Origin of the sequence: Saccharothrix violaceirubra (assembly GCF_014203755.1) — a bacterium.
In the GTDB taxonomy this organism is placed as follows: Bacteria; Actinomycetota; Actinomycetes; order Mycobacteriales; family Pseudonocardiaceae; genus Actinosynnema; species Actinosynnema violaceirubrum.
On record NZ_JACHJS010000001.1, the window covers coordinates 4102292 to 4126517 of the forward strand.

General features: G+C 72.8%; 17 protein-coding genes and 2 pseudogenes. 6 read left to right on the forward strand and 13 right to left on the reverse strand.

The features are described from left to right. Positions 1 to 105: 105 nt before the first annotated feature. Positions 106 to 1836 (forward strand): hypothetical protein, encoded by a 1731-nt coding sequence (locus F4559_RS19005; protein ID WP_184670519.1) that lies wholly within the window; start codon positions 106 to 108, stop codon positions 1834 to 1836. Between the two features lie 176 nt (positions 1837 to 2012). On the opposite strand, the gene F4559_RS19010 is transcribed toward F4559_RS19005, so the two are convergent. Next, positions 2013 to 2720 carry a DUF6882 domain-containing protein gene (locus F4559_RS19010; protein WP_221447288.1) on the reverse strand — a complete coding sequence of 236 codons (708 nt, stop codon included), beginning with the start codon at positions 2718 to 2720 and terminating at the stop codon, positions 2013 to 2015. A 56-nt stretch (positions 2721 to 2776) separates the two neighbouring features. Further along, positions 2777 to 6493, reverse strand: a complete 3717-nt coding sequence (locus F4559_RS19015; protein ID WP_184670521.1) for an nSTAND1 domain-containing NTPase — start codon at positions 6491 to 6493, stop codon at positions 2777 to 2779. Positions 6494 to 7012: 519 nt separating this feature from the next. On the opposite strand from F4559_RS19015, the pseudogene F4559_RS19020 reads away from it, so the two are divergent. Continuing rightward, a pseudogene (locus F4559_RS19020) lies at positions 7013 to 7669 on the forward strand (ADP-ribosylglycohydrolase family protein); the annotation flags it as partial. Position 7670: 1 nt separating this feature from the next. Beyond that, positions 7671 to 7877, forward strand: a complete 207-nt coding sequence (locus F4559_RS35250; RefSeq protein ID WP_246446780.1) for a hypothetical protein — start codon at positions 7671 to 7673, stop codon at positions 7875 to 7877. Positions 7878 to 7934: 57 nt separating this feature from the next. Here F4559_RS35250 and F4559_RS19025 read toward each other — a convergent pair whose 3' ends face one another. The 10 genes and pseudogenes from F4559_RS19025 to F4559_RS19070 form a co-directional block, all read right to left on the reverse strand. Further along, the gene (locus F4559_RS19025) at positions 7935 to 8891 is read right to left on the reverse strand and encodes a dioxygenase family protein (RefSeq protein WP_184670523.1); all 957 of its coding nucleotides are present in this window, start codon (positions 8889 to 8891) and stop codon (positions 7935 to 7937) included. 84 nt (positions 8892 to 8975) lie between these two features. Further along, positions 8976 to 10274, reverse strand: a complete 1299-nt coding sequence (locus F4559_RS19030; RefSeq protein WP_184670525.1) for an amidase family protein — start codon at positions 10272 to 10274, stop codon at positions 8976 to 8978. 59 nt (positions 10275 to 10333) lie between these two features. Next, positions 10334 to 10984 (reverse strand): peptidoglycan-binding domain-containing protein, encoded by a 651-nt coding sequence (locus F4559_RS19035; RefSeq protein ID WP_184670527.1) that lies wholly within the window; start codon positions 10982 to 10984, stop codon positions 10334 to 10336. A 10-nt stretch (positions 10985 to 10994) separates the two neighbouring features. Next, on the reverse strand, positions 10995 to 12875 hold the full coding sequence (locus F4559_RS19040; protein ID WP_184670529.1) for a hypothetical protein: 1881 nt from the start codon (positions 12873 to 12875) through the stop codon (positions 10995 to 10997). Positions 12876 to 12990: 115 nt separating this feature from the next. Next, a complete protein-coding gene (locus F4559_RS19045) occupies positions 12991 to 13824 on the reverse strand; it encodes a nucleoside hydrolase (protein WP_184670531.1) in 834 nt (277 codons plus the stop codon). Continuing rightward, complete coding sequence (gene rho / locus F4559_RS19050; RefSeq protein WP_184670532.1) at positions 13821 to 15110, reverse strand: transcription termination factor Rho; 1290 nt, start codon at positions 15108 to 15110, stop codon at positions 13821 to 13823. Before rho ends, F4559_RS19045 begins: the two co-directional genes overlap by 4 nt. Before the next feature lie 778 nt (positions 15111 to 15888). Next, the gene (locus F4559_RS19055; RefSeq protein ID WP_184670534.1) at positions 15889 to 18477 is read right to left on the reverse strand and encodes a winged helix-turn-helix domain-containing protein; all 2589 of its coding nucleotides are present in this window, start codon (positions 18475 to 18477) and stop codon (positions 15889 to 15891) included. A 76-nt stretch (positions 18478 to 18553) separates the two neighbouring features. Continuing rightward, on the reverse strand, positions 18554 to 19225 hold the full coding sequence (locus tag F4559_RS19060) for an AAA family ATPase (protein ID WP_184670536.1): 672 nt from the start codon (positions 19223 to 19225) through the stop codon (positions 18554 to 18556). A gap of 669 nt (positions 19226 to 19894) precedes the next feature. Beyond that, positions 19895 to 20293 (reverse strand): annotated as a pseudogene (locus F4559_RS36785) (DivIVA domain-containing protein); the annotation flags it as partial. Then, entirely contained in the window at positions 20290 to 21273 is a 984-nt protein-coding gene (locus tag F4559_RS19070; RefSeq protein ID WP_184670540.1) for a hypothetical protein, read from the reverse strand. The gene F4559_RS19070 and the pseudogene F4559_RS36785, both read right to left, overlap by 4 nt. Positions 21274 to 21730: 457 nt before the next feature. Between F4559_RS19070 and F4559_RS19075 the strand changes: the two genes are divergently transcribed. Continuing rightward, positions 21731 to 22036: an immunity protein TriTu family protein gene (locus F4559_RS19075; protein ID WP_246445263.1), complete on the forward strand. Its 306-nt coding sequence runs from the start codon at positions 21731 to 21733 to the stop codon at positions 22034 to 22036. A 102-nt stretch (positions 22037 to 22138) separates the two neighbouring features. Here F4559_RS19075 and F4559_RS19080 read toward each other — a convergent pair whose 3' ends face one another. Continuing rightward, a complete protein-coding gene (locus F4559_RS19080) occupies positions 22139 to 22585 on the reverse strand; it encodes a DUF1269 domain-containing protein (RefSeq protein ID WP_184670542.1) in 447 nt (148 codons plus the stop codon). 104 nt (positions 22586 to 22689) lie between these two features. Here F4559_RS19080 and F4559_RS19085 point away from each other — a divergent pair, with 104 nt between their 5' ends. Beyond that, positions 22690 to 23790, forward strand: coding sequence for an AI-2E family transporter (locus F4559_RS19085; protein ID WP_246445264.1), 1101 nt, complete (start codon positions 22690 to 22692; stop codon positions 23788 to 23790). After that, positions 23787 to 24224, forward strand: a complete 438-nt coding sequence (locus F4559_RS19090) for a DUF7144 family membrane protein (protein ID WP_184670546.1) — start codon at positions 23787 to 23789, stop codon at positions 24222 to 24224. Before F4559_RS19085 ends, F4559_RS19090 begins: the two co-directional genes overlap by 4 nt. The last annotated feature ends 2 nt before the right edge of the window (positions 24225 to 24226 follow it).

The window sequence follows — 24226 nt, forward strand, 5'->3', positions numbered from 1 at the left end:
GTCGCGGTCGGGATCGGGCGGCTGCACCCCACCTGACGGACGGCCGGAGGTCACCCGATCTTCGCTTGGTAACGTGCCCGCCACCGAGCGTGAAGGGGGTTCGTCGTGACCGAAGCCGGGATCGACGCGTTACTCGTCGACAGGCTGTCCACCGGGGCGGGGCGGCTGGGCTGGGAATACGTCGAACCGAGGCCCGTGGCGGCCGGTCCCGAGGACAACCGGCCACCGGTCTGGGTCGAACCCGCCCCGGTGCTCCCGCCGGACACGACCGGGCGCAACGTGTTCATCGGCTGCGGGACCTTCCTGCTCGTCGGATCCCTGATGTGCCTGCCGTTCCTGGTGGTGTCGGACTCGGCGCGGCCAGTCCTGTTCTCCCTCATCGGCCTCGGCGCGTTGACCATCGCCCTCCCGACGGTGATCTCGCAGGCCAAGGCGAAGGAGGCCGAGAAGGAGCTCCGGGCCCGCCGCGAGTTCCACTGGACGGAGTTCCAGCGCGGCCACCGGCAGTGGCAGGAACGCGTGGCCGCGCACAACGCCGCCGAACTCACCCGCTGGGTCTCGACGCCGCGCTGGTACCCCGTGGGACCGCGGCGGCGGCCGGGCCGGGTCGACGTGTTCGGCGGCTCGGCCGACGGGTGGGCGGCACTGCTGGCCACCTACGGGTCGACGCTGCTGGACGAGGGCGTGTTCGTGCTCGACCTGACCGAGCAGTGGGTCGCCGACGGCCTGACGGGCATCGCCGAGCGGTCGGACCTGGACGTGGACGCGATCGCGTTCCCGACCGACGGCCTGGACGTGTTCGCCGGCCTGCCGGACGGCGAGATCGCCGAGCTGCTCGCCGCCGCCTTGGGCGCGGCACAGGAGGACGTGCGGGCTTTGCACGTGGACCTGATCGGCGCGGTGCTCGACCGCCTGGCCGGCCCGACGACGCTGAGCCGGGTGGTGGCCGGGCTGAAGACGTTGCGCGGCAACCACGTCGAAGGCGCGCTGTCGGAAGCCGAGACCGACCTGCTGACCGCCGCGGCCGACACGGTGGCGGGCTCCGAGCAGGCACGCCGGGAACTCCGGTTCATCACGGGCATGCTCGACCTGGTCACCGCGGCCGAGCCCGCCGACGCCTTCGACGACCTGTGGCCGGAGTCGGGCATCACGGTGATCACCACGGTGGGCCCCCACCAACGCCGCAAGAACTTCGCCGACCGCCTGCTGTTCCACCGGGTCCTCCACCGGTTGCGGGACACGCCCCTGGGCACGGGCCGGGGCGTGCTGGTGGTGGCCGGCGCGGACGACCTCGGTGGTGCGGCCCTGCGGGAACTGGCCCGCCAGGCCGAACGCGCGGGCGTGCCGCTGGTCCTGCTGATGCGCACGCTCGACGAAGACCTGCAACCGCTGCTCGGCTCGGCGGACAGCGTGGCGGTGGTGATGCGCCTGGGCAACGCCCGGGAGGCGGCCGTCGCCGCCGGGTACCTGGGCCGCGAACACCGGTTCCAGCTCAGCGCCCTGACCTTCGAGGTCGGCCGCACCCTGACCGGCAGCCGGTCCTACGCCCGGGGCGGTGCGCAAGGCACGTCGACGACGACCGGCGAGCACGGCGTGACCACCACGCGGACGTCGACGTGGCAGCGGACGACCGGCTACGCGGAAGCCGACTCGACCGGCCGCGGCGCCACCCTGACCCGGTCGTACGAGTTCGCGGTGGAGCCGACCACGATCCAGTCCCTGCCGGTCACGTCGTTCGTCCTGGTGGAGGACGGGCAGTCCGGTCGGCGCGTGGTGCTGGGCGACTGCAACCCTGGTATCGCCTTGCTGGACAAGGTCTCCCCCACACCGCGCTAGCGGTCCGGCGGCTTCGGCTTCGACCCGCCCGCACACGAATTCGATCAGTCCGGACACGAGGCCCCGCCCGACCTCGCCTCCGCCCATACGCGGGACCGCGCCCGACCTCGCCCCACGCGTGCACGAGGCCGCGCCCGCCTTCGGCCCACCGGTGCGCGGGCCGGGCGCAAGGTCCGCTAAGCGTGCCCGAGCGACGCGGAGATCCCCGACACCCGGCCCGCCGGGTCGAAGTCGACGGTCGCCGACAACCCGGGACCGGTCACCACGAGATTCCGGTGGTCGGGACCGAACTCGACGCGCAGGCCACGCCGCACCCCGTACGCGTAGACGGCCCGGCGGTGGTCGGTCAGCGGCAACTCGGCCACCCCCTGCTGCAACACGCGCATCACCCGGGCCGGCTCGGGCGCGGGCAGGGCGAGGTCGGGGTGCTCGATCAGGACGGCGATCCGGGTGCCGCCGCCGGCGTCGGCGGTGTAGGAGGTGAACCGCCCGGAGACCGCCTTCGCCGCCTCCACCAGCACGCCGGCCGCGCCGACGGCGTCGGTCACGCCGGGCAGCGCCGAGAACGGGACCTCGGCCTCGGCCAGTTGCGCGATCCCGTGCCGGGCGCCGAAGTCGCGGACCGACGCGGCCAGCCCGGTGACCGCCGGTCCGTAACCGGCCGGGTTCGCCCAGCTCCACAGCCACGAACCGGGGCCGGGCGCGGCCGTGCCGAGCAGGTGCGACGCCGTGCAGACGAGCGGGTGGTCGCCGGTGAACTCGAACCGACCGGCCTGCAGGTCCGCGCCCCAGCTGTGCCGGCCGAGGACCTCGGACAGGCGCAACTGGTGCTCGAAGGACAGCAGGGCCGCGTCGTCGAGCAACTGCGACAGGGTAGGGGACACGGTCCACAAAGTATCCGGCCCGGACCGGGCGCACTCCGGTTTCCGCCAAAAGTCCACTAGGGACAGTCGGGCTGATTTGTCCCCGGGACGTACTCCGCCCAACGCTGCGCGGTCAGCACGTCACGCGTCGTGGCGCAGATCCGCTCCACGACCCGGTCCACGTCCGTCCGCCACACCCGCACGACCCGGTCGCCGCCGGCCGTCACCAGCGTCCGGCCGTCCGGCCCGAACACCGCGCCGAACACGGTCCCGGTGTGCGCGGTCAACGGCGGCCCGAGCGACACCGGCGACCGGGGATCGGTCACGTCCCACAGGCGCACCGCGTCGTCCTGCCCACCGCTGACCAACGTCCGGCCATCCGGGCTGAACCGCGCCGCGAAGACGGTGTTCGTGTGCCCCGCGACCACGGACAGTTCGGCGGGCGCGTTCGGATCGGCCACGTCCCACAACCGCAGGCTCCCGTCCTCCCCCGCGCTCACCATGGTCCGCCCGTCCGGGCTGAACGCCACCGCCCACAGCGGGGCGGTGTGCCGGAAGGCGCCGATGCCCGCCGTCCCCGCCGCCGTGGGCGGCAGGCTGCCGACGTTCCAGAGCTGCACCGTGCGGTCGCCGCTCGCCGTCGCGACCGTCCGGCCGTCGGGTGTGAACGCGAGCCCGTACACGGGTCCGGTCTGCCGCCGCACCTCGGCCGCCTGCGCCGGGTGGGCCGGATCGGTGACGTTCCACAGGCGCAGCGAACCGCCGGCGTCCCCGGTCGCGAGCGCCCGCCCGTCCGGGCTGAACGCCACCGTCCACACCGTCCCGGTGTGCCCGTCGAGCACGCCCAGCGGCACCGGTCGTGCGGGATCGGCCACGTTCCACAGCCGCACGACCGGTTCCGCGGCGGACACGGCGAGCAGCATCCCGTCCGGGCTGAAGGCCACGGCGGTCACCGAACCGCCGAACCCGGTCAGCGGTTCGCCCGCGGGCGCGACGGCGTCGAGGTCCGCGGCGTTCCACAGCCGGACCGTGCGGTCGGCGCCACCGGTCGCGAGGACCCGGCCGTCGGGACTCGACGCCACCGCCTCGACGTTGTCGGTGTGGCCGGTGACCACCGTGGTGGTGGGCAGGTGCCACAGCCGGGCGGTGTGGTCGTTGCCGCCGGTCGCCACGGTCCGGCCGTCGGGGCTGAACGCCAACGAGGTCACCGGGCCGGTGTGTCCGGCGAGGGCGCGGCCCAACGAGGCGGGGCGGTCCGGTTGGCCGACGTTCCAGAGCTGGACTCGGTGGTCGTAGGAAGCCGTGGCCAGCGTGCGGCCGTCCGGTGCGAACTCCAGCGACCAGATGAAACTCGTGTGCCCGGTGAGCTGCCCGAGCTGTCGCGGCGCCGCCGGAGCGGCGACGTCCCACAGCCGCACGGTCCGGTCGAAACCGCCGGTCGCCACCGTGCGGCCGTCCGGGCTGAACGCGACCGACAGCACCGGTCCCTTGTGGCCGACCTGCGGTTCGCCCAGCGCGACGGGCGCGGCCGGGTCGGCGATGTCCCACAGCCGCAACCGCTCGTCGTCGTCCACGCCGGCGAGGGTGCGGCCGTCCGGGCTGAACGCCACACCGAACACCGTGCCGGAGTGCCCGGTGATCGGCGCACCCAGCGGAAGGGGTGCGGCCGCGTCGCGCACGTCCCACAGCCGGATCAGGCTGTCGTCGGCGGCCGTGGCGAGGATCCTGCCGTCGGGGCTGAACCGCGCGACCGACACCGTGCCCAGGTGGCCCGCGATCTCGCCGAGCCGCACGGGTTTCGCCGGGTCGGCGGCGTTCCAGAGCTGGACCAGCCCGCCGTCGCCGGCGACGGCCAGGATGCGGCTGTCGGGGGCGAACGCCAGGCTCACCACGGTGTCGCGACGGCCGATCGGGATCGTGCCCAGCGGCGTGGTGCGGGACGGGTCGTCGGTGTTCCACAGGCGCACGGTGTCGCTCTGGCCGCCGGTGGCCAGGATCTTGCCGTCCGCGCTGAAGTCGACCGCGCGGACGTTGCCGTCGTCGCGGTGCACGATCGACGAGAGCGGGGTGTTCTGGCTGGACATCAGCTTCGTGCGCAGCGGGGGCCGGGGATCCATCCGGTACGCGGCGAGGTCGAGCCGCGCGGCGAGCGAGGCGTCGTCGACGCGTACCCGGTCGGCTTCGGCGGTGATCTGGTTGAACACCGCGGTGCGCCGGTCGGCGACGGCCCGGTCGCGGGCGTCGCGGGCGAGCCCGTTCTGCCGGATCGCGACGACGGCGGTGAGCGACGCGACGAGCGACAGCACCACGAGGGCCGCGAGCACGAGTCCGCGGCGGTGGACGGCGCGCTGGTGCGCGGCCGAGGACGCGGCCAGGAACGCGGCGGCCGTCGTGCTCAGGTCGCCCGGGTCGACCATCGACCGCACGGTCTCCAACCGGCTGCCCCGGTACAGGGCGGACGGGTCGCGGCCGTCGCGGTCCCACGCCGCCGCGGCGGTCTCCAGTTCCTGGCGGACCAGGTTGCCCGCGCGGTCGTTGTCGATCCACGAGCGCAGGCGGGGCCAGGCGCTCAGCAGTGCCTCGTGGGTGATCTCGGCGGACTCGTGGTCGTGGGTGATCAGCCGGCCCCGGGCGAACAGGTCGGCCACCGCCCACACCGTGCGCGGGTCGTGGCCGAAACCGCCGAACTCCGTGAGCGGCAGGCCGCGCCGGGTGTCCTCGGCGCGGCCGATCGTGACCATGCGCAGGAACAGCGAGCGCGCCACGTCCTGGCCGGCGGGGTCGAGTCGGGTGAACAGCCCTTCGGCCGTGGTGGCGACGGCCTGTCGGATGCCGCCTGTGGTGCGGTAGCCGGCCACGGTGAGGACGTGGCCATGGCGTTGTTGCCACGTGGCGCGCAGGGCGTGGGCGAGTAGCGGCAGCCGTCCCGATGTGTCGCCGCCGGCGGCTTCGTGGACACCCGTGCCGAGGTCGGCGAGCAGTAGTTCGACCAGGCCGGGTTCGACGTCGAGACCGACGTCGCGGGCGGGCAGCGTGATCGCGGCGCGCAGTTCGTCGTCGGACAGCGGGCCGAGGAAGAGTTGGTCGCGTTGGGCGGCGGCGCGCAGGCCGGCGTGGTCGGCGCAGGACGCGTAGAAGTCCGCGCGCAGGCCGAACACCACGGCGGCGGGGACGTAGCCGTCGTGAGGTTCTGTCAGGTGGGTGAGGATGTCGAGGAAGCGGCGTCGGGTGTGGTCGTCGACGCCCAGGGTGAAGATCTCCTCCAGTTGGTCGACGATCAGCACGAGGTGCTCGTCGCGGCGGCGCACCACCTCGGCGACCATCTCGCGGCTCGCTTCGGCGCCGGATCGGAGCACTTCCAGGACCCGCGTGGGCTCGATGCCGACGACGGTCGCGAGGTAGCGGGCCAGGACTTCCAGGGGGCGTGCGGTCGGGGTGAAGACGAGGCACGGCCAGCGGGTCGAGCCGTCCAGGCCGCCGCGCGCCAGGGCGGGGAGTACGCCGGCGCGCAGCAGCGAGGATTTCCCGGCGCCGGAGGGGGCGACCACGAGAAGCGCGCCGCCTTCGCGAAGGCTCCGGTCGATGGCGGTGATCACGGAGGCCACGACGTGGTCGCGGCCGAAGAACCACCTTTCCTGGTCCGGGCCGAAAGCGGTGAGGCCCGGGTAGGGGCACTCGTCCGAGGTCGGGCCCACGGGGCGTGCCCTGCGGACTGTTTCGGAATAGTGCATGTGCAGGTCGCGGCCGACGAGGTACTGGTCGCGGCCGGCCTGGTAGATCGAGGCTGAATCCATTGCTACGGCGGTCTGCCGTCGACCCTCGCCGGAATCCATTTCAGGGGAGGGGGAATCGCCGGATTCCTGGGTGGCGTCGCCCATGGCATTCCAGTCGTGAGATTGTCGCTTGTTTTCGGACGTGCGGGATTATGCACACCTTTTCATCGGGCCACAATCACACGGATTGATGAATCCGCATTATTGCGTGTCGGCGTTGGCGTGCGTGGGTGCTGTGGGTGCTTGGTGGGTGTCGTTCGGGGTTGGGTCGGGGAAGCGTTCGAGAGCGTCGCTCGCCGCTCGGGCTGAGCACCGGAAAGGGGCACTCGGGGGGATCGATCCCCGGCTTGTCGCCGTCGTGGGTCGCGTCGGATGCTGCCGGTGCTTGGTAGCGGGTTCCGCGCGGGCAGGTAGCGGGCGGTCGGTGGTCGTCATGGTGTCGGCGTCCTCCTGGTTCGTCGGGGTCGTGACCAGGGTGTCCGGTCGGTCCGACAGTTTTCGGGCGGGAAAGGGGGAGGCTGTCTGACACGATTGGGTGTAATGACCGGTCGACGACGTTTCAGGGCCTTCGCTGCCCTTCAAGGTGTTCGTGTCGGCGACGCTTCGGGGTCGCAGTTCTTCGTTCCCGCGAACAGGGAGTCGTTGTCCCGCAACGAACTTCCGCCAGGCATCTGGCAGTGGACGGACGACACCGAGATGGCCTGTTCGGTGTTCGCGGTCCTCGACGAGGTCGGGTGGGTCGATCGGGACGTGCTTGCCCGTGGCTTCGCTCGGCGCCACGACTTCGACCGGGGTTATGGGCCCGCGGTCAACCGGATGTTGCGGCTCGTCCGCGAAGGTGGTGACTGGCGGGCGTTGGCGGCCGGGTTGTTCGACGGCAGTGGTTCGTACGGCAACGGGGCCGCCCTGCGGGTCGCGCCGGTGGGGGCCTGGTTCGCCGACGATCCGGCCGAGGCCGCGCGGCAGGCGGTGGCTTCCGCCGAGGTCACGCACACCCACCCGCAAGGGGTCGCGGGTGCGGTGGCGGTGGCCGTCGCGGCGGCGGTGGCGGTCGGGCACGACTCGACGGCGCGGGACTTCCTGGCCGCCGTGCTCGATCATGTGCCGGAAAGTGTTGTGCGCCAAGGGATCGTGGCCGCCTTGGACATCGGGGACGCGGCGACCGCCGCGCGCGAACCGGGCAACGGGAGCGATACCAGTGCCCAGCGCACGGTCCCGTTCGCGCTCTGGGTCGCGGCTCGCCATCTCGACGACTTCGTTCCGCGCGTTCCGGGTCACGGCCGGGCAGGGCGGCGACGTGGACACCACCTGCGCGATCGTGGGCGGTGTGCTCGGCGCGCGCACGGCGCCGCCCGACGAGTGGTCGCGCCGGTGCGAGGAACTCCCCGACTGGGTGCGGCCCTGACGGCTCGTCGTCACACCGGGCGAAGATCCCGGTCGGCCCGCTGGACCGGGGCGGTGGTCAGCGGCTCGGGGTCATGCCGGGTGGGGGTCCGGGCGGTGTGCCGCCCGGCATTCCGGACGGTTGGCCGTCGCCGCCGGGTGGGACGCCGCCGCCGGTCGGTTTCGTGGTCGTGTCCACGCCTGCCGTGAGCGAGACCTTGAACCCGGACGTCACGTCGCCGGTCACGGTGGCGAGTTGTTTCGCGGCCGAGTCGTCGCCGAAGACGTTGTCCTTGGCCAGGCTCACCTGGGCCAGGTTCGACACCGACGCGCGGTAGCCGTCCTGCGCGTACACCTTGTCGCAGGTCTCCTTGGGCAGTGCGACCTGGGAGGTGGCGATCGCCTTCGTGGCGTCGGTGATGTCGGCCTCGGTCGGGTAGACCTCGAAGTGGATGTGCGGCCACCGCCCGGAGTAGCAGGCCGGGAAGATGCTCAGGAACGTGACCTTGCCGGACGCGTCGGCGATCTGGACGCCGCGCAGGTAGTTCTGGTCCTTGATCTTCTCCCCGTAGAGCGAATACTCGCCGTCTCGGGTGCAGTGCCACACGTACACCGCCACGCCCGCGAACGGTGCGCCGTCCTTGGTCAGGTCCTGGATCGTGAGTTCCAGGGTCATCGGCACGCCCTCGGCCGTGCCGCTGTAGTCGCCGAAACCGGTGCGGATGTCCCCGCGCACCACGCCGCTCCGCTCCAGCACGTCCGGACCGTTGGAGCCGTCACCGGGATACGGCCCGGCGGTCTCGTCGGGGATCTCGCCGGTGGCCTTCGCGGTGGTGGTCGAGGTCGCCGAGGTCGGGGACGAGCCGGTGTCCGAGTCACTCGAACAGGCGGCTATTCCGAGTGCGGCGACGCCGAGGCCGAACGTGCGGAACGTGCGCCTGCGGCTCATCAGCGTGCCGAGGTCGAAGCCCAGCCCCTGGTCGACGACCTCCTCGTCCGGCCGGGGCAGTGGGCGTCCCTCGTAGGTCGGGGTCATGCGGCCTCCCGTGTGCGGCCTTCAACCCCGGTGACGCTAGGTCGGGACCGCCGGGGTCGCATTTCGGCCGGTGCCCCGAAAGCGTCACCCCAGCAGGTCCTCCAGCGCCGCGCCGACGGCCAGCAGGAAGGGGTCGTGGAACGCCCCGGCCTCCAGGCACACTCCGACCGGCAGTCCGGCGGCGGTCGTGCCGGCCGGGACCGTGAGCATGGGCAGACCGGCGACCGTGCCGGGGCCGATGGTGCGGGTCACCGTGCCGAACGCCGGCACGCTGTGCCCGTTGTGGGTGATCGTGGAATTCTGCCCCAGCGGCGGGGCCGGTACCGGCGACGTGGGACCGAAGACGACGTCCACGCGGGAGAACACGTCGCTGTACGCACGCCGGAGTCGTTGACGCGCGGCGCGGGCCTCGTAGTACGCGGACACCGTCGTCGGGGTGTCGCGGAGGCGTTCGAACGTCGTCCGCACGTCCGGCGACGCGATGTGCTCGGGCCAGTGCTCGAACGGCACGTCCGTACGCCGCGCCAGCAGCCGGGGCGCCTCGTGGAACACCAGGTCGTTGCCCGGCCCGGACGCGATCTCCAGGTCGTCGCCCAGGTCGACCTCGACCGGCACGGCACCCGCGCCCTCCAGCGCGGACAGCACCGCGCGCACCACGCGGTCCACCTCGGGGTCCAGGTCGACGAAGCGGCTCGTGGGCAGACCGACACGCAGGCCCGCCAGCCCGGCCCGCACCGGCAGGTCGCACGTGATCACCCGGTCGATCGCGCGGAGGTCGGCGACGGTGCGGGCGTGCAGGCCGATCGTGTCGCGGCTGGTCGACAGGTTCGCCACGCCGTCGCCGGGATAGCGGCCGGTCGACGGGCGGAACCCCGCGATGCCGCAGAACGACGAGGGGATCGTCACCGAGCCGCCGGTGTCCGTGCCCAGCGAGAACGGCACCACGCCCAGTGCGACCGACGCCGCGCTGCCGCCGCTCGACCCGCCGGCCGACCGCGTCGGGTCGACGGGGTTGCGCACCGCGCCGGTGTGGTGGTTGTCGCTGGTGATCCCGAACGCGAGTTCGTGCAGGTTCGCCTTGCCCACGACCACGGCACCGGCGGCACGCAGCAGCGACACCACGGTGGCGTCCACGGCCGCCGGGGCGGGGTCCAGCAGCGCGCTGCCGCCCGTGGTCGCGAACCCCTCGACGTCGATGTTGTCCTTGACCGAGAACGGGATTCCCGCCAACGGTCCGGTGTCCGGCGCCCCGGTGTCCGCCCCGTCGGCCAACGCCGTCCAGTCGCCGTGCGTCGACGCCCGGGCGCGGTCGAGCGCCTCGGCGCGGCGGTGGGCACGGTCGACCGGGTCGAGGTCCGACCAGTCGGACAGGGTGAACGCCATGTGCCGTCCTTTCGTCGGCACGACGGTAGCCCGGACGGCGGATGTCCGGAAGGGACGGCTCACACCACGCCGTCGGCCCACGTGAACGCGCTGGGCAGGATGTCGACGTGCAGCCACGACTGGGTGTACATGCCCAGCTCGGTGAAACCGCAGGTCTGGGCCGCGCGGTAGGCCGCGTAGGTGGTCGAGTCCGCGATCACGACGTCGGCGGCGCCGCCGAGCGCGTGCGCGCCGCCGTGGGTGTGGAAGCCGCTCGTGACCGTGATCTCCCGGCCGTCCACCTTGTGCCGCAACGCCTCCAGCCGGTACATCAGGCGGCGGACGTGCTCCCGGACGGTCGCCTCGTCGGCCGCGCCCCCGGCGAACGTGCCGTCGGGCGAGAACGCCGTCCAGTCGAAGTGGCGGGTGGAGCCGTCCGGCTTGGCCAGTGCCGTCAGGGCCTCGCGGGTGCGTTCGTCGACGATCCCGTCCTGGCGGAGGCCGTGTGCGCCCTGGAAGCGACGGACGGCGTCCTTGGTCGGCGCGTCGAGCCGTCCGGTGAGCGCGAGGCCGACCTGGCGGGGTTCGTCGGCGGCCCAGCCCGCCACGCGGATCTGGATCTCCAGGGTGTCGAGCCCGGCCGCCCGCGCGGTGGCGCCGGGGGCGAGGAGCGCCGCGAACGGTGCCGCGGCGACGGCGAGCAGGACTGTGCGTCGGGCGGTGTCGGTCATGGTCGACTCCTCACCGGTAGCAGGTGGCGAACGCCTGGCGCACCCACCCGGAGTTCTCCGCGACCCGGGGACCACCCGTGGCGAGGTCCTCCAGGCGGATGGCGGTACGCACCTTTCCGTCCGCGCCCGTCGGCGTCCACTGCGCACCCCCGGACGCCGGGTAGCCGACGGCCACGTTGTCGCGCAACCGGACCCCGGTGCCCGCGTCGCCCCGGTCGTCGACCAGGACGGCCACGGGCAGGCTGCCGGGTTGGGTGCCGGTCACGAACGTGCAGCCGGTGACCAGGCAGCCGTCGCGGGTCGCGTCGAAACCGGTCACCTTGGTCAGGTTGAGCGCCGCGCCGTGGCTCGCGTCGAACACGCAGCCGCGGACCTCGGCCTTGCCGTCCATGGTGATCTCCAGGGCGATCGCGTCCCGGTTTTTGCCGTCGGGGTGCTGGTGGGAGAAGTCGCGGGTCCGGTCGTCGAAACGGCTCGGGTACCGGAAGCTCCCGTCGGGCGCGGCCGGGATCATCTGCCGACCGTGGTGGAACTCCGCGCCGACGACCTTGATGCCGCCGGTGAGCTGGGAAGGCGTGCGTTGGCCGTAGACCCGACCGCTGATCACGCAGTTCCGGACCGTGTCGTGGCCGCCGTTGACGACGAACGCCCGCTGGTACTGGAGTCCGCCCAGGTACACGGCGAAGTCGCGCTCGACCACCAGGCCGTCGAGCACCACGCCGGCCGCCGGCACGGGTCGGCCGACGGCCGAGTGGCCGGGGTCGCGCACGTAGCAGGGCGTGCCGCCGGTCGTGCGGCCCCGGACGAGCAGGCCGGCGACCCGGGCGCCGGAGGTGATGCGCAACGCGTCGGACTGGCCGGTGGAGTGCGCGGCGTCGATCTCGTAGTACGGCTTGTGCGTGACGCGCAGGTCCCAGCGCGGCGAGATCTCCAGACCGGTGAACGTGTCGAAGCCGGTGTGCGGGTCGAGGTCGACCACGGGGTAGTACGGGCTGAACACGTCGACCTTGGCCTCGATCCGGCCGTCGGCGCAGCCGCCCCGGATCTTGAACGCGGCGAGACCGCCGCCGATCACCTTCACCGACTCGTCGATCCGCCACCCCGACGACTGCCGGACGGTGAGCAGGCCGAGGTCCATGCCGTTCCCACCCGCGCTGCGATGGGCCAGGACGGTGATGCCGCCCCACTGGTCGACGGGGTTGCCGTGCGGGCTGAACACGGACAGGCGGCCGGACGCGGGCGCGGGCGCCGTGCCCCACTTCTCCCCCGGCGTGAGCTGGGTCCACGTGTGCGTGCCGTCGGACCCGAGGGTCTCGAACGACCTGGCCTCCCAGACCTCGTTGTACGGGTCGTAGGCGGACGGCACGGCCGCGCGGTCGCCGAAGGTGAGCGCACGACCACCGCGCCACACCCGCACCACGCGGAACAGCGGCTTGTCCGCGTTGGCCACGTCACGGGTGGAGATCCAGACTCCGGTGGGTCGACCGGTCGGCACTCCCCTGTTGTCCGCGATGGTCGGCACGGGTTCCTTGTCGCCGACGGGGATCGACGTGTTCGCGTTGTGGGTGTTGCCGTCCTTGAAGACCTGCACGAAGTCCCCGGGGGCGTCGAGCACGTCCAGGTCCGTGAAGTGCCAGGGCAGTTCGGGGTCGTAGGCCCGCATGGTCCAGCCGTCGGGCACGTCGTAGCCGGCCTCGATGCCCTTGCCCAGCCGTTGGCCGAAATACGCCTCCCGGGCCATCACGAACTGGCCGACGACGAATGCGACCGGGCCGCCGACGCCGGCCGCGATCCGCCGGGCCCGGTCGAACGTCCGCACCCGGTCGGCCCACGTGAGCCCGCCCCGGGAGTCCTCCCCGTCGCCGCCGACGAAGATGTCCCTGACCGCCAAGACGACCCTCCCTCCGTCCGCGCCAGTATCACGACGGAGCGTGTCCGAGTCGATACTTTCCGCGAGGATTCGGCGGACAGGCCCAGCGGGCGCCGCCGATCGCCGGAATGTCCTTTCAGGACAGTCGGTCGGCGAGCCAGGCCATGAAGGCCCGGTGGTCGGCACCCACGCTCAGCAGGACCTTGTGCCCGTCCGGCGCCGTGGTGGTGCGGCCGATCCCGTCGATCGCGATCCGGTGCGGCGCGGTCTCGACGAACGGCAGGCCGAGGACGAGAGACAGGGTGAGAGCGTCGTGCTGGAGCGTGACGGGGTGGAAGCGCGTGAACCAGCGGTCGAGGTGGTCGGCGAGCAGACCGGCCCAGGCCGGCGCCGACGGCGCGGTCAGGCGGCGGTGCGTCGGGGAGTCGCGGGCGATCCCGATCGCAGGGGTGAAGGTCGTGTCCGAGAGGACGAGGGTGGGCCGGGTCGCGCGGTCGAGCAGGACGACGGCGGCTTCCGGGTCGACCCGGAAGTTGTGCTCGGCGCGCGTCGGGTCGCGGTAGCGCAGCGCGCCGCCCATCTGCGTGACGACGAGCCGGTCGGCCAGGTCGGTGTCGAGGATCCGGGCGAGGTTGGTCGCCGGTCCGAGGCCGGTCCACCGCACCGGACCCGTGGTCGACGCGCACACGGCGGCGACCGCGCCGAGCACGTCGGTGGGTCGGTCGTCGACCGGCTCCGGCTCCGGGACGCAGTCCATCCGGGTGTTGCCGAGGTCGGCCCCGGCGACGACGGGGACGTCCGCGCGGCCGAGCAGGTCGAGGAGGTGTCGCGCGAACCGCGCCCGCCGGCCGCCCAGTTCGTCCACTGTGGTCACGAGCGCCAGGTCGGGCTCGGCCGCCGCGACGACGAGGGCGACGGCGTCGTCCGGGTCGCCGCCGACGTCGGTGTCCACGATCAGCGGGCCCCTCACCGGATGAGCCTGCCGAGGAACTCCGCGTTGTCGTGGGTCTTGCGCAGGCCGTCGAGCAGGGCTTCCACCGGTGCCTCGCGCTTGTCCAACGCCCGCCGCAGGGCGCGGGTCGTGCGTAGTTCCGCTTCGGTGAGCAGGAGGTCTTCGCGGCGCGTACCGGACGTGGTCACGTCGACGGCCGGGAAGGTGCGGCGCCGGGCGAGCGCGCGGTCGAGCCGGAGTTCGGCATTGCCGGTGCCCTTGTACTCCTCGAAGATCAGCGAGTCGCCGACCGAGCCGGTGTCGACCAGCGCGGTGGCGACGATCGTCAGCGATCCGCCGCCCTCGATGTTGCGCGCGGCGCCCAGGAACCTCTTGGGCGGCACCAAAGAGGTCGAGTCGACACCGCCGGAGAGCACCCGCCCGGAACCGGTGGCGGTGAGGTTGTAGGCGCGGCCGAGGCGGGTGAGGGAGTCGAACAGGATCACGACGTCCCGGCCGAGTTCGACCAGTCGGCGTGCGCGTTCGGCGGCCAGCTCGGCGAGGATCGTGTGGTCGCGCGGCGGCCGGTCGAACGTGGCGGCCACGACCTCGGCGGGCACGGAGCGCGCCAGGTCGGTCACCTCCTCGGGGCGCTCGCCGACCAGGACGAACATCAGGTGGCACTCGGGGTGGTTCTTCGCGATGCCGTGGGCGATCGACCGCAGCACGGTCGTCTTCCCGGCCTTGGGCGGCGCGACGACCAGGGCGCGCTGGCCCTTGCCGATGGGCATCACCAGGTCGATGACGCGGGTGGTCAGCTCGTGCGGGTCGGTCTCCAGCCGCAGCCGGTCCGTCGGGTGGACGGCGGTGAGGTCCTGGAACACGGGCCGCGCCGGGGAATGCCTGGGGTGCAGGCCGTTGACGGTGTCGACGGTGAGCAGTTCGCGTGCGTCGGCCTGGCCGGTGACGGCGTCGCCGCGCCGGAGACCGTGCTGTCGGACGAGCCGGATCGGCACCCGGACGTCGTCGGGTTCGGGCAGGAAGCTCTGCGTGCGCAGGAAAGCGCGGTTGTCGGCGATGTCCAGGACACCGCCCGCCAATGCGGATTCCATTGTGGACTGATGTGTGCTCAAGGTTTTCTCCCTGATCCGGGACGATGAAGAGCGAACCCACGGCCCGGAGGGGGAACGGCGAAGTGCGTACAGCCGACCGGGCGGGATTTTCGAAGGACTCCCGCGGAGGGCAACCCGTACCCGCGAGGGTGAAGATGTGGCCAGGCTACCGACAAGCCGGGGCTCGCGCAACCCCCACCGGTCCAGGGCCATGGGGAAGACCGCGCTTGTGTGCGACGGAACCGCTGTGCCGGTCCGAGGGTACGCTACCCGCGTCCTCGCCCGGTTCGGAGCGCTCGACAACCTGCGCGGGGTGTGCCGACCGGGTCGGCCCCGCGGGTCCGCGCCGTGGCGGACCCGGCTCGCGGTGATCGACGGACTCCGGGGGTCGCATCCGGACGTGCACCGGCGACTCCTGCCGGAGTCGGTGTCGTGGCCGCCGGGTCGGCTTCACCGGTCGGCGACACCCTGGGCGGTGATCGGTCCGGAACGCGCGTACCGGGATCTCCTTGCCAGGCAACGGACACCTTCGTCGACGTGGTGCGTTCCGCCTGGGCGGACGACACCATGATGCGGAGGTCGGCGCGGATCGCGCGGGAAAGGTGGCGCGTGCGTCCCGACGACCGATCGGCCGGTCGGGTGGATGGCCGACGTGCGACGGCTCCCGGCCGGGGACGACCTGCTCCGCCGGCGGGCGGAGCGGGTCGTCGGTGCGATGTGCGCCGGATGGGGCGGCCGGTGCGCGGCGGTGCGGGACCTGATCGACGAGCGCACGGTGGCCGGCGGGTTCGTGTCGGCTTCGATGACCGACAACGGGACCACGGTCCGGGATGGACGGGAGTACGGGCTCGCCGAGCGGTGGGAGCGGGACGCCGCCCTGATCGGACCGGGGTGGCCGCGTGCCGCGCTCGCGCTCCGGGACCGCGCGCGGACTTTCCGCGCACTCGGCCGGATGTCCGACGACGACGCCGAGGACGAGCAGGACGGATTCTCAGATGAGGCCGAGTCTGCGGGCCACGACCACGGCGTCCCGGCGTTGGCTCACCCCGAGCTTGCGGTAGATGCCGCGCAGGTGCGTCTTCACCGTGTTGATCGACACGTACATCGAGTCGGCGATCTCCTCGGCCGTGCGCATCGACGGCAACTCCACCAGCAGCGCGCGTTCCCGCCCGGTGAGGCTGTCGGGATCACCGGTCCGCGGCGTCGGCACCGTGGTGAGCACCGCGGTCGCGAAGCGGTCGAGGCGGCCGAATCTCCCGGCCCCCTTGGCGAGCAGGTCCCGGACCGGTTTGCCGGCGTTGTGGAACGAGCGCAACGCGTCGGCGGGTTCCGCTGTCGCCAACGCCTTGCGCAGCGCCTCGTGGGCCTGCTGGCTGTTGCCCTCGCGGTCGACCAGTCCGGCCTCCAGCAGCCAGGCGTCGACCAGGGTCGTGGGCACGACCACCGGAAGTTCGCCGCGTAACACCGGTTCCAGCACTTTCCTGGCCTGGGCGGCACGGCCGCGCTGGCTGTGCACCACGGCCTGGAGCAGGGCGAGTTCACCGCACGTGCCCAGGACCGCCTCGACGTGCGTCACCATGTCGCCCGCCCAGCCCGGTTCGCCCACGCGCAGCGCCATGCGCTGGGTCGTGGGCACCACGGACGCGACCAGGTGGGGCGCCACGTACGGTTCGGAGAAGCCCTGCCACTGCTTCCACAACGCCGACACCACGGCGTGCGGGTCCTCGGCGTCCTCGAACGTGGTGATCGCCTCCACCGCGGCCACGGCCAGCTCGACCGTGCGGTCCGCGTGCCGGGGCAACGCCTCCGCCGCGAGCGTGACCATACGGCGTGCCAGGGCGTCGTCGAGCCGTCGGTGCGCTTCGGCGGCGAGCACCGCGTAGACGAGCACGCAGGCGGGCCGGTTCTCCCAGCCGCGAGCGGCGGCGATGGCCATCGAGCGGTCCCCGTGATCGGTCACGCCGACGGTGTCGCCCCGGGCCGCCGCGGCGGCCGTGAGATGGACCGACGCCACCAGCGCGGCATGATCGAGACCCTCGCGCGACGCCAGGTCCAGGGCGGCGCGCAGTTCCTGTTCGGCGGCACGGTGATCGCCCAGCCACAGCGTGGCGATCCCGCGTTCCAGCCGGATCGCCAGGTCGAGGGCGACGTCGCCCGTCGTCGGCGTGGGCAACGTCCGCAGGGCGTCGGTCAGGTCGCCGGTGAACCTGGCCCGACGCAGGCGGACCACCGCGCTCAACGCGCGGTGGCGAGGCGAACGACCGACCTCGACACCGTCGAGCGACCAGTCCGCGCCGGCGAGGTCGCCCTCGTCCAGCGCGGCCAGCGCGGCGGTGGCCGCGGCGGCGCCACAGGCCATGCGCGGTGTGGACGTCACGAGGTCGTGCAGGCGGTCCCCGTTGCCGCGCAGGACTTCCCGCAGGCCGTGTTCGGCGACGAGTTCGGCGGCCAACGTCGCGTCCTCGGCGCGGACCGCGTGGTCCAGGGCGTCGATCGCGCGCCCGGCGTCGCGGTGCCACCGCGCGGCGGCCAGGTGCGAGCGCTTCCGGTCGTGCGGGGCACCCCGGTCGAGTTCCGCGGACAGGTGGTCGCGCAGCAGCGGGTGGTAGCGGTACCAGCCGTCGGCACCGTCCACGGCAGAGACGAGCGCGTTGTCGCGCGACAGGCGTTCCAGGAAGCGGCCCGCGTCGGGCTGTTCGGCCACGACCGCGCCCAGGTCGCCGCACACCTCCGCGCACACGCTCGTGGCCACGAGGAAGTCGCGCACCTGCTCGTCGTAGTCGCCCAGGATCTCCTCGGTGATGTAGTCGGCCACGGCCGGCAGCGCGCCGGAGAACTCGGCCGGTGCCGATTCGGCCAGCACGAGCGTGGCCAGGCGCAGGCCCGCCGTCCAACCCTCGGTCCGGGCCATGATCGCGTCGAGCGCGTCGGCGGTGACCCGCAGGCGGTGCCCGGCGAACAACTCCTCGGCCTCGGCCCGGGTGAACGCCAGGTCCCGGGCGTCGACCAGGCGCAACCGGCCCTCCAGGCGCAGCCGGGACAGGCGGACAGGCGGCGCGGATCGTCCGGACAGGACGAGCCGCAGGGACTTGGGCGTGTGGCGGACGAGCAGCTCCAGGCCGTGCAAGGCGATCCGGTCGGTCAGCAAGTGGACGTCGTCGACCACCAGGTGGACCGGCGTCGTCACGTGGTCGAGCGCGGCGATCACGGCCGCCGCGAACTCGGGCGTGGTCGCGGGCGGCAGGTCCGGCAGCCGGTCGCGGGGGGCCAGCCCCGCCGGCAGGGCCTCCCGGATCGCCGACCACAGCCCGACCGGCGAGTCGTCCTGCGCGTCGAGGGTCACCCACGCGACCCGGGTGGAGTCCGACCGGCGACGCGCCCACAGGGCCAACGCGGTCGTCTTGCCCGCACCGGCCGGACCCAGGACCAGGGTCACCGGCGGCGCGGTGGTCGTGGTGCGGCCGTCGAGACAGGCGTGCAGCCGGTCGCGCTCGACCAGCGGTGCCTCCATACCGGGCACGCGCAGCTTCGGCGGTGGGACCGGGCGCCCGGTCTCCGACGGGTCGTGCCGCTCCGACATCATGTGCCCCTTCTGATCGCGCTGGGCTCGGTGGTCTTTCGATCATCGGCGACATGATCACGAGACTTCCTCACCCTCAGCGGGTGACGGAATCCCCTCGCGGCGCCGATTCCACGTCGTCGAGGACATGCGAGGTCCGGACGGGTGAATGCGGGGATCGTGCCGGGTCCCTGGGCCGTGGCACGGTCGGCGTACCGCGTTCGGTAAGCGAGGTGACGGCGAGTCGCAATGTCGCCGCGTGGCCACCCGTCCGGGCCAACAGTGCGTCGAAATCGTCGAGGCTCGGGTGCACGTGGTGTGCACGGAGCAACGCGGTCGCTTCTTGTCGGGTGAAAACCAGGTCCTCGGCTCGGATCTCGGCGAGACCGCCGTGTGCACGCAGCCACGTGCGCAACGGCAGCGACGAACGACCCGCGAGCACCAACCCGTGCCCGCGGTCGCGGGCGAGCCCGGTGAGCAGGTGCGCGGCCGGGCTGCCCGCCAGGCGGTCGGCGTTGTCGAGGACCAGGCACGACCGCGTCCGGGTCGACGCGTCGTGGATGGCCTGGCGCAGCACGTCGGGTTCGCCGTACCGGCGTTCGACGTTGACCAGCGCGACGTGCGGGCCGCACCGGTCCGCCCAGGTCGCGAGCAGGGTCGACTTGCCGGTGCCGGTCGGTGCGTGCACGAGCGTGACCGCGTCGCCGACGAGCTTGTCGAGCAACGCGAACAGCCGCTCGCGCGGCACCGCACCGTTGGTCAGGGACATCCCGGATCTCCTCGCTGTGCCACGAAGGACGGCAGTGCCGCGCCCCGGACCGCCGCCGCGACCTCTCCCACGCACCGGCCCGACCGCCGCGCGACGACGTGCGGCACGAGCAGGGACACCAGACAGACGACTGTGATCGCGCGCTTCCGTCTTACGGCGCCCGGTGGTCGCATCCCCGACTCCACCGCCGAACGGTCCGCGCCCGCACACCGCCGTCCGTTCGTCCGCTCGACCCAGGACCGCCACGGCCGGGTCGCACAACGGGACGTCCGGCATCCGCCCGCGTCATCGCACGGCCGTCCGCTCGGCGCGGGGTCGGGGAATCGGGCCGACGTCGACGAGGACGCTTGTGGTGGCGCCCAACGCATCGAGGATGCGATCGCGGTGCCGGTCCAGCACGGCCACGCGTTCCTCCGCTTCGCGCAGCATGCGTGCGCTGCGTGCGCGTGTCGTCTCCACGTGGTCGGACAAGGCTTTCAGGGCTTCCGCACGGCGTAGGGACATCGCGAGGTCGAAGTCCTCGCTCACGCGTTCGCGTTCCCGGTTCGCGGTCCGGTCCAGCTCGCGGCGCCGGGCCTCGGCCTGCCTGGTCAGCTTGTCGACCTCGGCGCGGGCGCGTTCCATGAGTTCGCGGTGTTCGCGGTGGGACAGTTCGCGGTGGGACTCGAGTTGGTCGAGCAGGGTCTGGTGGCGGCGGCGGTGGGCCTCCTGGTCGCGTTGGGCGGCGTCGACGCACCGGCGGGCCACGGCTTCGGCGCGGGCCAGGATCTCCTCGGCCTCGGCGTTGGCCAGTTCGATCACGCGGCGGGCGCGTTCGGTCGCGCCTTCGAGGTCGACGGGTTCGCGGCACACGCGGGTGAGGCGTTCCCGCAGCCGCTGGTTCTCCTGGCGGGTCTGGGCGAGGCGCTCGGCCACGGACTCGGCACGGGCGATGGCGTTGTCGCGGTCGGCGGCCAGCACGCGCAGGTCGGCCTCGATCTCCTGGACGTAGCCGCGGACCTGGTCCCGGTCGAACCCCGGCCACGACCGGTCGAAGTCGGTGCGCAGCGGGACGAGTTCCTCGTTCATGCGCCGACCAATGCGAGCGGGAAGCGGCACAACGCGCCGATGCCCTCGGCGGGCGCGCCGGGCGTGCGGTGGCCGACCACGCGCACGGTCGCACCGGCCAGCAGCGCGGCCCGGACCGCGACGTCGACCGCGTCGCCTCGGCGGCGCGACCAGGGGGTGGGCGTGGTCTCCTCGGCGGGCAGGATCTGGCTGGGCGCACCGCCGAACCACGCGGCGGCGTTGCGCTCCAACGGCGACACCACCAGCTCGCGCACGTGTCCCCGGGCGAGCGCGGCGATGGTCCGGGCGACGCCCTGCACCGATCCCCCGTGCGGCGGCTTGGCGAGATCCGTCAAACTCCGCGCGGTCCACAGCCACGCGGTCGACCGCAGGATGTCGCCGACGTCCACCGGTCGACTGCCGGGCACCCGCCGGACGGTCGCCTCGCCGGGCAGGTCGGCCCGCAGCCGGTCGGCCGTGTCGAGGTCGCCGTGCACGACCAGCAGCCGGGCACCCGACTGGGCGAGCGCGGTCCGGCACGCCTCGGCCAGATCGCTTGTCGGGCAGGACATCCGGACTCCGACGGCATCCGCGTCCAGTCCACCCGGCACGATCCGCAGGCGTGCCCGGTCCGGACCCGCGATCACGAGCACGTGCGCCGGCCGTTCCTGGGCGTAGGCGACGAGCGGCAGGACGTGGGCCGGTGCCCGGAACCAGGCCACATCCGGTCCGGTCCGGCCGGGAGTGGAGAACACGGCCGGCACGTGCCCGCCGTCGGCGAACACGGCGACCGCGTGGTCCGGCGCGTCCGGCACCGCGATCTCGACGTCGGTGATGGTGGCCTGCGAGGCCCCTGCCCGCCGCAACCGGTCGACCAGCGCCGGCCAGCGGGTCGACCACGGCACCCCCTGGTCCGGTCCGAGGTAGACGGACGCGATCGGGTGGACCGGCCGCACGACGTCGACCAGCTCACGACGGTCGAGCAGTGTCGTAGCACGCATGGAATCGCCTCTCGTGGAAAGGTGTGAACCGGTCGCGTCGGCCGAAGCGCGAACACCGTCCGCGCCCCGACCGCGGTCGGGTCGCGCTGATGCGGCCGACGCGACCGGGCGGGACGTAGGGCCGAGCACGCGGTGCCCCCCGAGGCCCGCCGTCCCGCACCACAGAGCGTGTCGGGCCGATTACGCCGCCACGCCACCCGTGCCGGGTGAACTCCGGCCGGCCACAGAGGACGCCCACGTCCGCGCATCACCCGCAGTGGGTGATCTCGCCCGGCAGGAAACGTCACGGCCATCTGCACGCGCATCCACGGAAGGTGGTATGACGCCGTCGCTTTGGCGGTGGTTGCGTCGCAGGAGCGGGAGTCCCGACCGCGTCGGTGTCGGGACTCCGGCCCGTGGATCGGCGTTGCCCCGACTTTCGGGGCCGCCGTGCCGGGCGCCGCGTAGGATCACCCGTGTGATCAGGTTCGACCTCGCCGAGTTCGCCGCGGCCGTGCACAGGTGTGCGCCGCGCTGGGAACGCGCGGGAATCCGCTGGACGCTGACATTCGGCCCCGAGTACGACAAGCCCGCCGCCTGGGTCGACTGCGAGACCGGCGATTCGACGGGCCACCTCATCGTGTGGACCAGCGGCGAGGCCGAACTCGACACCGCGGACCTGACCACCGGCATCGTCCACCCGACGCACTACGACCTCACCGGCCCGCAGGAACTCCACACCTGCCTGGACGAGCTGACGAACCGGCTCACCGGGACGGTCTGACCCCGCACCCGCCGGCGCTCTTGCGAGCACCTCTCGGCTTCATCGCCCGATCGAAGGTGCCCGAGTGCGTGTTTCGGGGTGTCCGAGTGGAGGACTCGCGGGTCAGGCGAGTTGGACGGCGTGGGTGGGTGGCAGTTGGGTGCCACCGGACGACCGGAGACGGGACAGCAGGTCGTCGGACAGGCCGCGGGTGGACAGGACCAGGGCCGAACGTCCCGGGCCGACATGTCCCCGGACCGTGTCGACGATCGCGCGGGGCAGCCGTGGTCGGGTCGTCCAGGCGACCAGGGCGCCCACGCCCGCGCCGACACCGGCGCACAGCATCGGCGCGGCCAAGGGCAACCCGCACAGCAGTCCCCAGAAAGCGCCTCCCAGCGCCGTGTCCCCCACGATCCGGCCCGGCCGTTCGACGAGCGGGGACGGTGCGCCCAGCGGCCACGACACCACGGCCGCGTCACGCACCCCCCACGAACCGGGCAGCGGATCGAGCGCATCCGCGGCACCCAAGGCGTTCCGGAACAGCCAGACGGTCACCAAGTCAGCAGACATGCCGGAGATCGTCGGCGACGCGCGCACCCCGGTCTCCACCTCGTGCGGATGAGGAGTCCGCACGCGGACGCATGCCACCGTGCGATCGGCGAAGGGAGATCACGATGGAGACGACCGCCTTACCCAGAGCCCTGGTGCTCCTGCTCGGTGCCGCCTCGGCGGTGATCGTCGTGGCCGGGCTGCGCGCGCTGGCCTGGCTGGTCGGGCCGATGCTGCTGGCGCTGCTGGTGGTGATCACGATCAGCCCGGTGCGGCGGTGGCTGCGCCGGCGCGGCCTGCCCGACTGGACCGCGACGGCGGGCCTGGTGGTGCTGGTCTACCTGGTGCTGCTGGCGTTCGCCCTGGTGGTGGCCGCGTCGGCGGCACGCCTGGGCGAACTGCTGCCCGGCTACGCCGACCAGGGCCGGCAGCTCCTCGTCCAGACCGCGGCCACCGCCGACCGGGCACTGGGGCACACCGGCGCGCTCAAGGAACTGGCCGACAAGATCGACCCGTCCTGGTTGGTGGCCCAGGCCGGCGCGCTGCTGGCGAGCATCGGCGGACTGGCGACGAACCTCGTGTTCCTGTTGGCGCTGCTGGCGTTCCTCAGCGTCGAGGTGGCCGTGGTCGACGCGCGACTGGACCGGTTCGACCGGCCCGAGTTGACGGTGGCGTTGCGCGAGTTCGCCCACCGGTCCCGCCGCTACTTCGTGGTCACCACGATCTTCGGCCTGGGGATCGCGGTCGCCGACACGATCGCCCTGCTGTGGCTGGGCGTCCCGTTGGCCCTGCTGTGGGGTGTGCTGTCGTTCGTCACCAACTACATCCCCAACATCGGCTTCCTGTTGGGCCTGGCGCCGCCCGCGCTCCTCGCGCTCCTGGAATCGGGACCACGCACGGCGATCGCGGTCTGCGTCCTGTACGTGGTGCTCAACTTCCTGGGCCAGTCGGTGATCCAGCCCAAGTTCGCCGGCGGCGCCGTCGGCCTGTCCGCGACCGCGGCGTTCCTGTCGCTGGTGTTCTGGGGCTGGGTGTTCGGCCCGCTGGGCATGCTGCTGGCCGTTCCCGCCACGCTGCTCGCCACCGCCGTGCTGGTCCGGACCGACCCTCGGGCGCGGTGGGTGGAGGCGTTGCTGCGGACCCATCCCGGACGGGTGAAGACCACGACCGTCCAACCCGGAAATCTCGCCGGGGGAAGCGATCGGAAACCGGAGGAAGCGACATGACCGAGCGGACGCGCCAATCCGACTACACCTGGCATGGTGCCACGGCGAAGCCCAGCATCTGGAGCGGCTGGATCGCCTTCGCGGGCATCGTGATGATCATCGTGGGGTTCTTCAACGTCATCGAGGGCATGGTCACGCTGTTCCAGAGCGAGTACTACGCCGTCGGACCGGACGGCGTGCTGGTGTTCGACCTCGACGGGTGGGGGTGGACGCACCTGGTGATCGGCGTGCTCGTCGCCCTCGCCGGTGCCGCGCTGTGGACCGGCGCGGGCTGGGCACGGGTCGTGGCAGTGGTGTTCGCGGCGGTGAACGCGATGGCACAGCTCGCTTTCGTGACCGTGCAGCCGGTGTGGTCGACGATCGTGATCGCGTTGTGCGTGGTCGTCGTCTGGGCCGTCGTCGTGCACGGTTCGGAAGTCCGGGACGAGGGGTGACG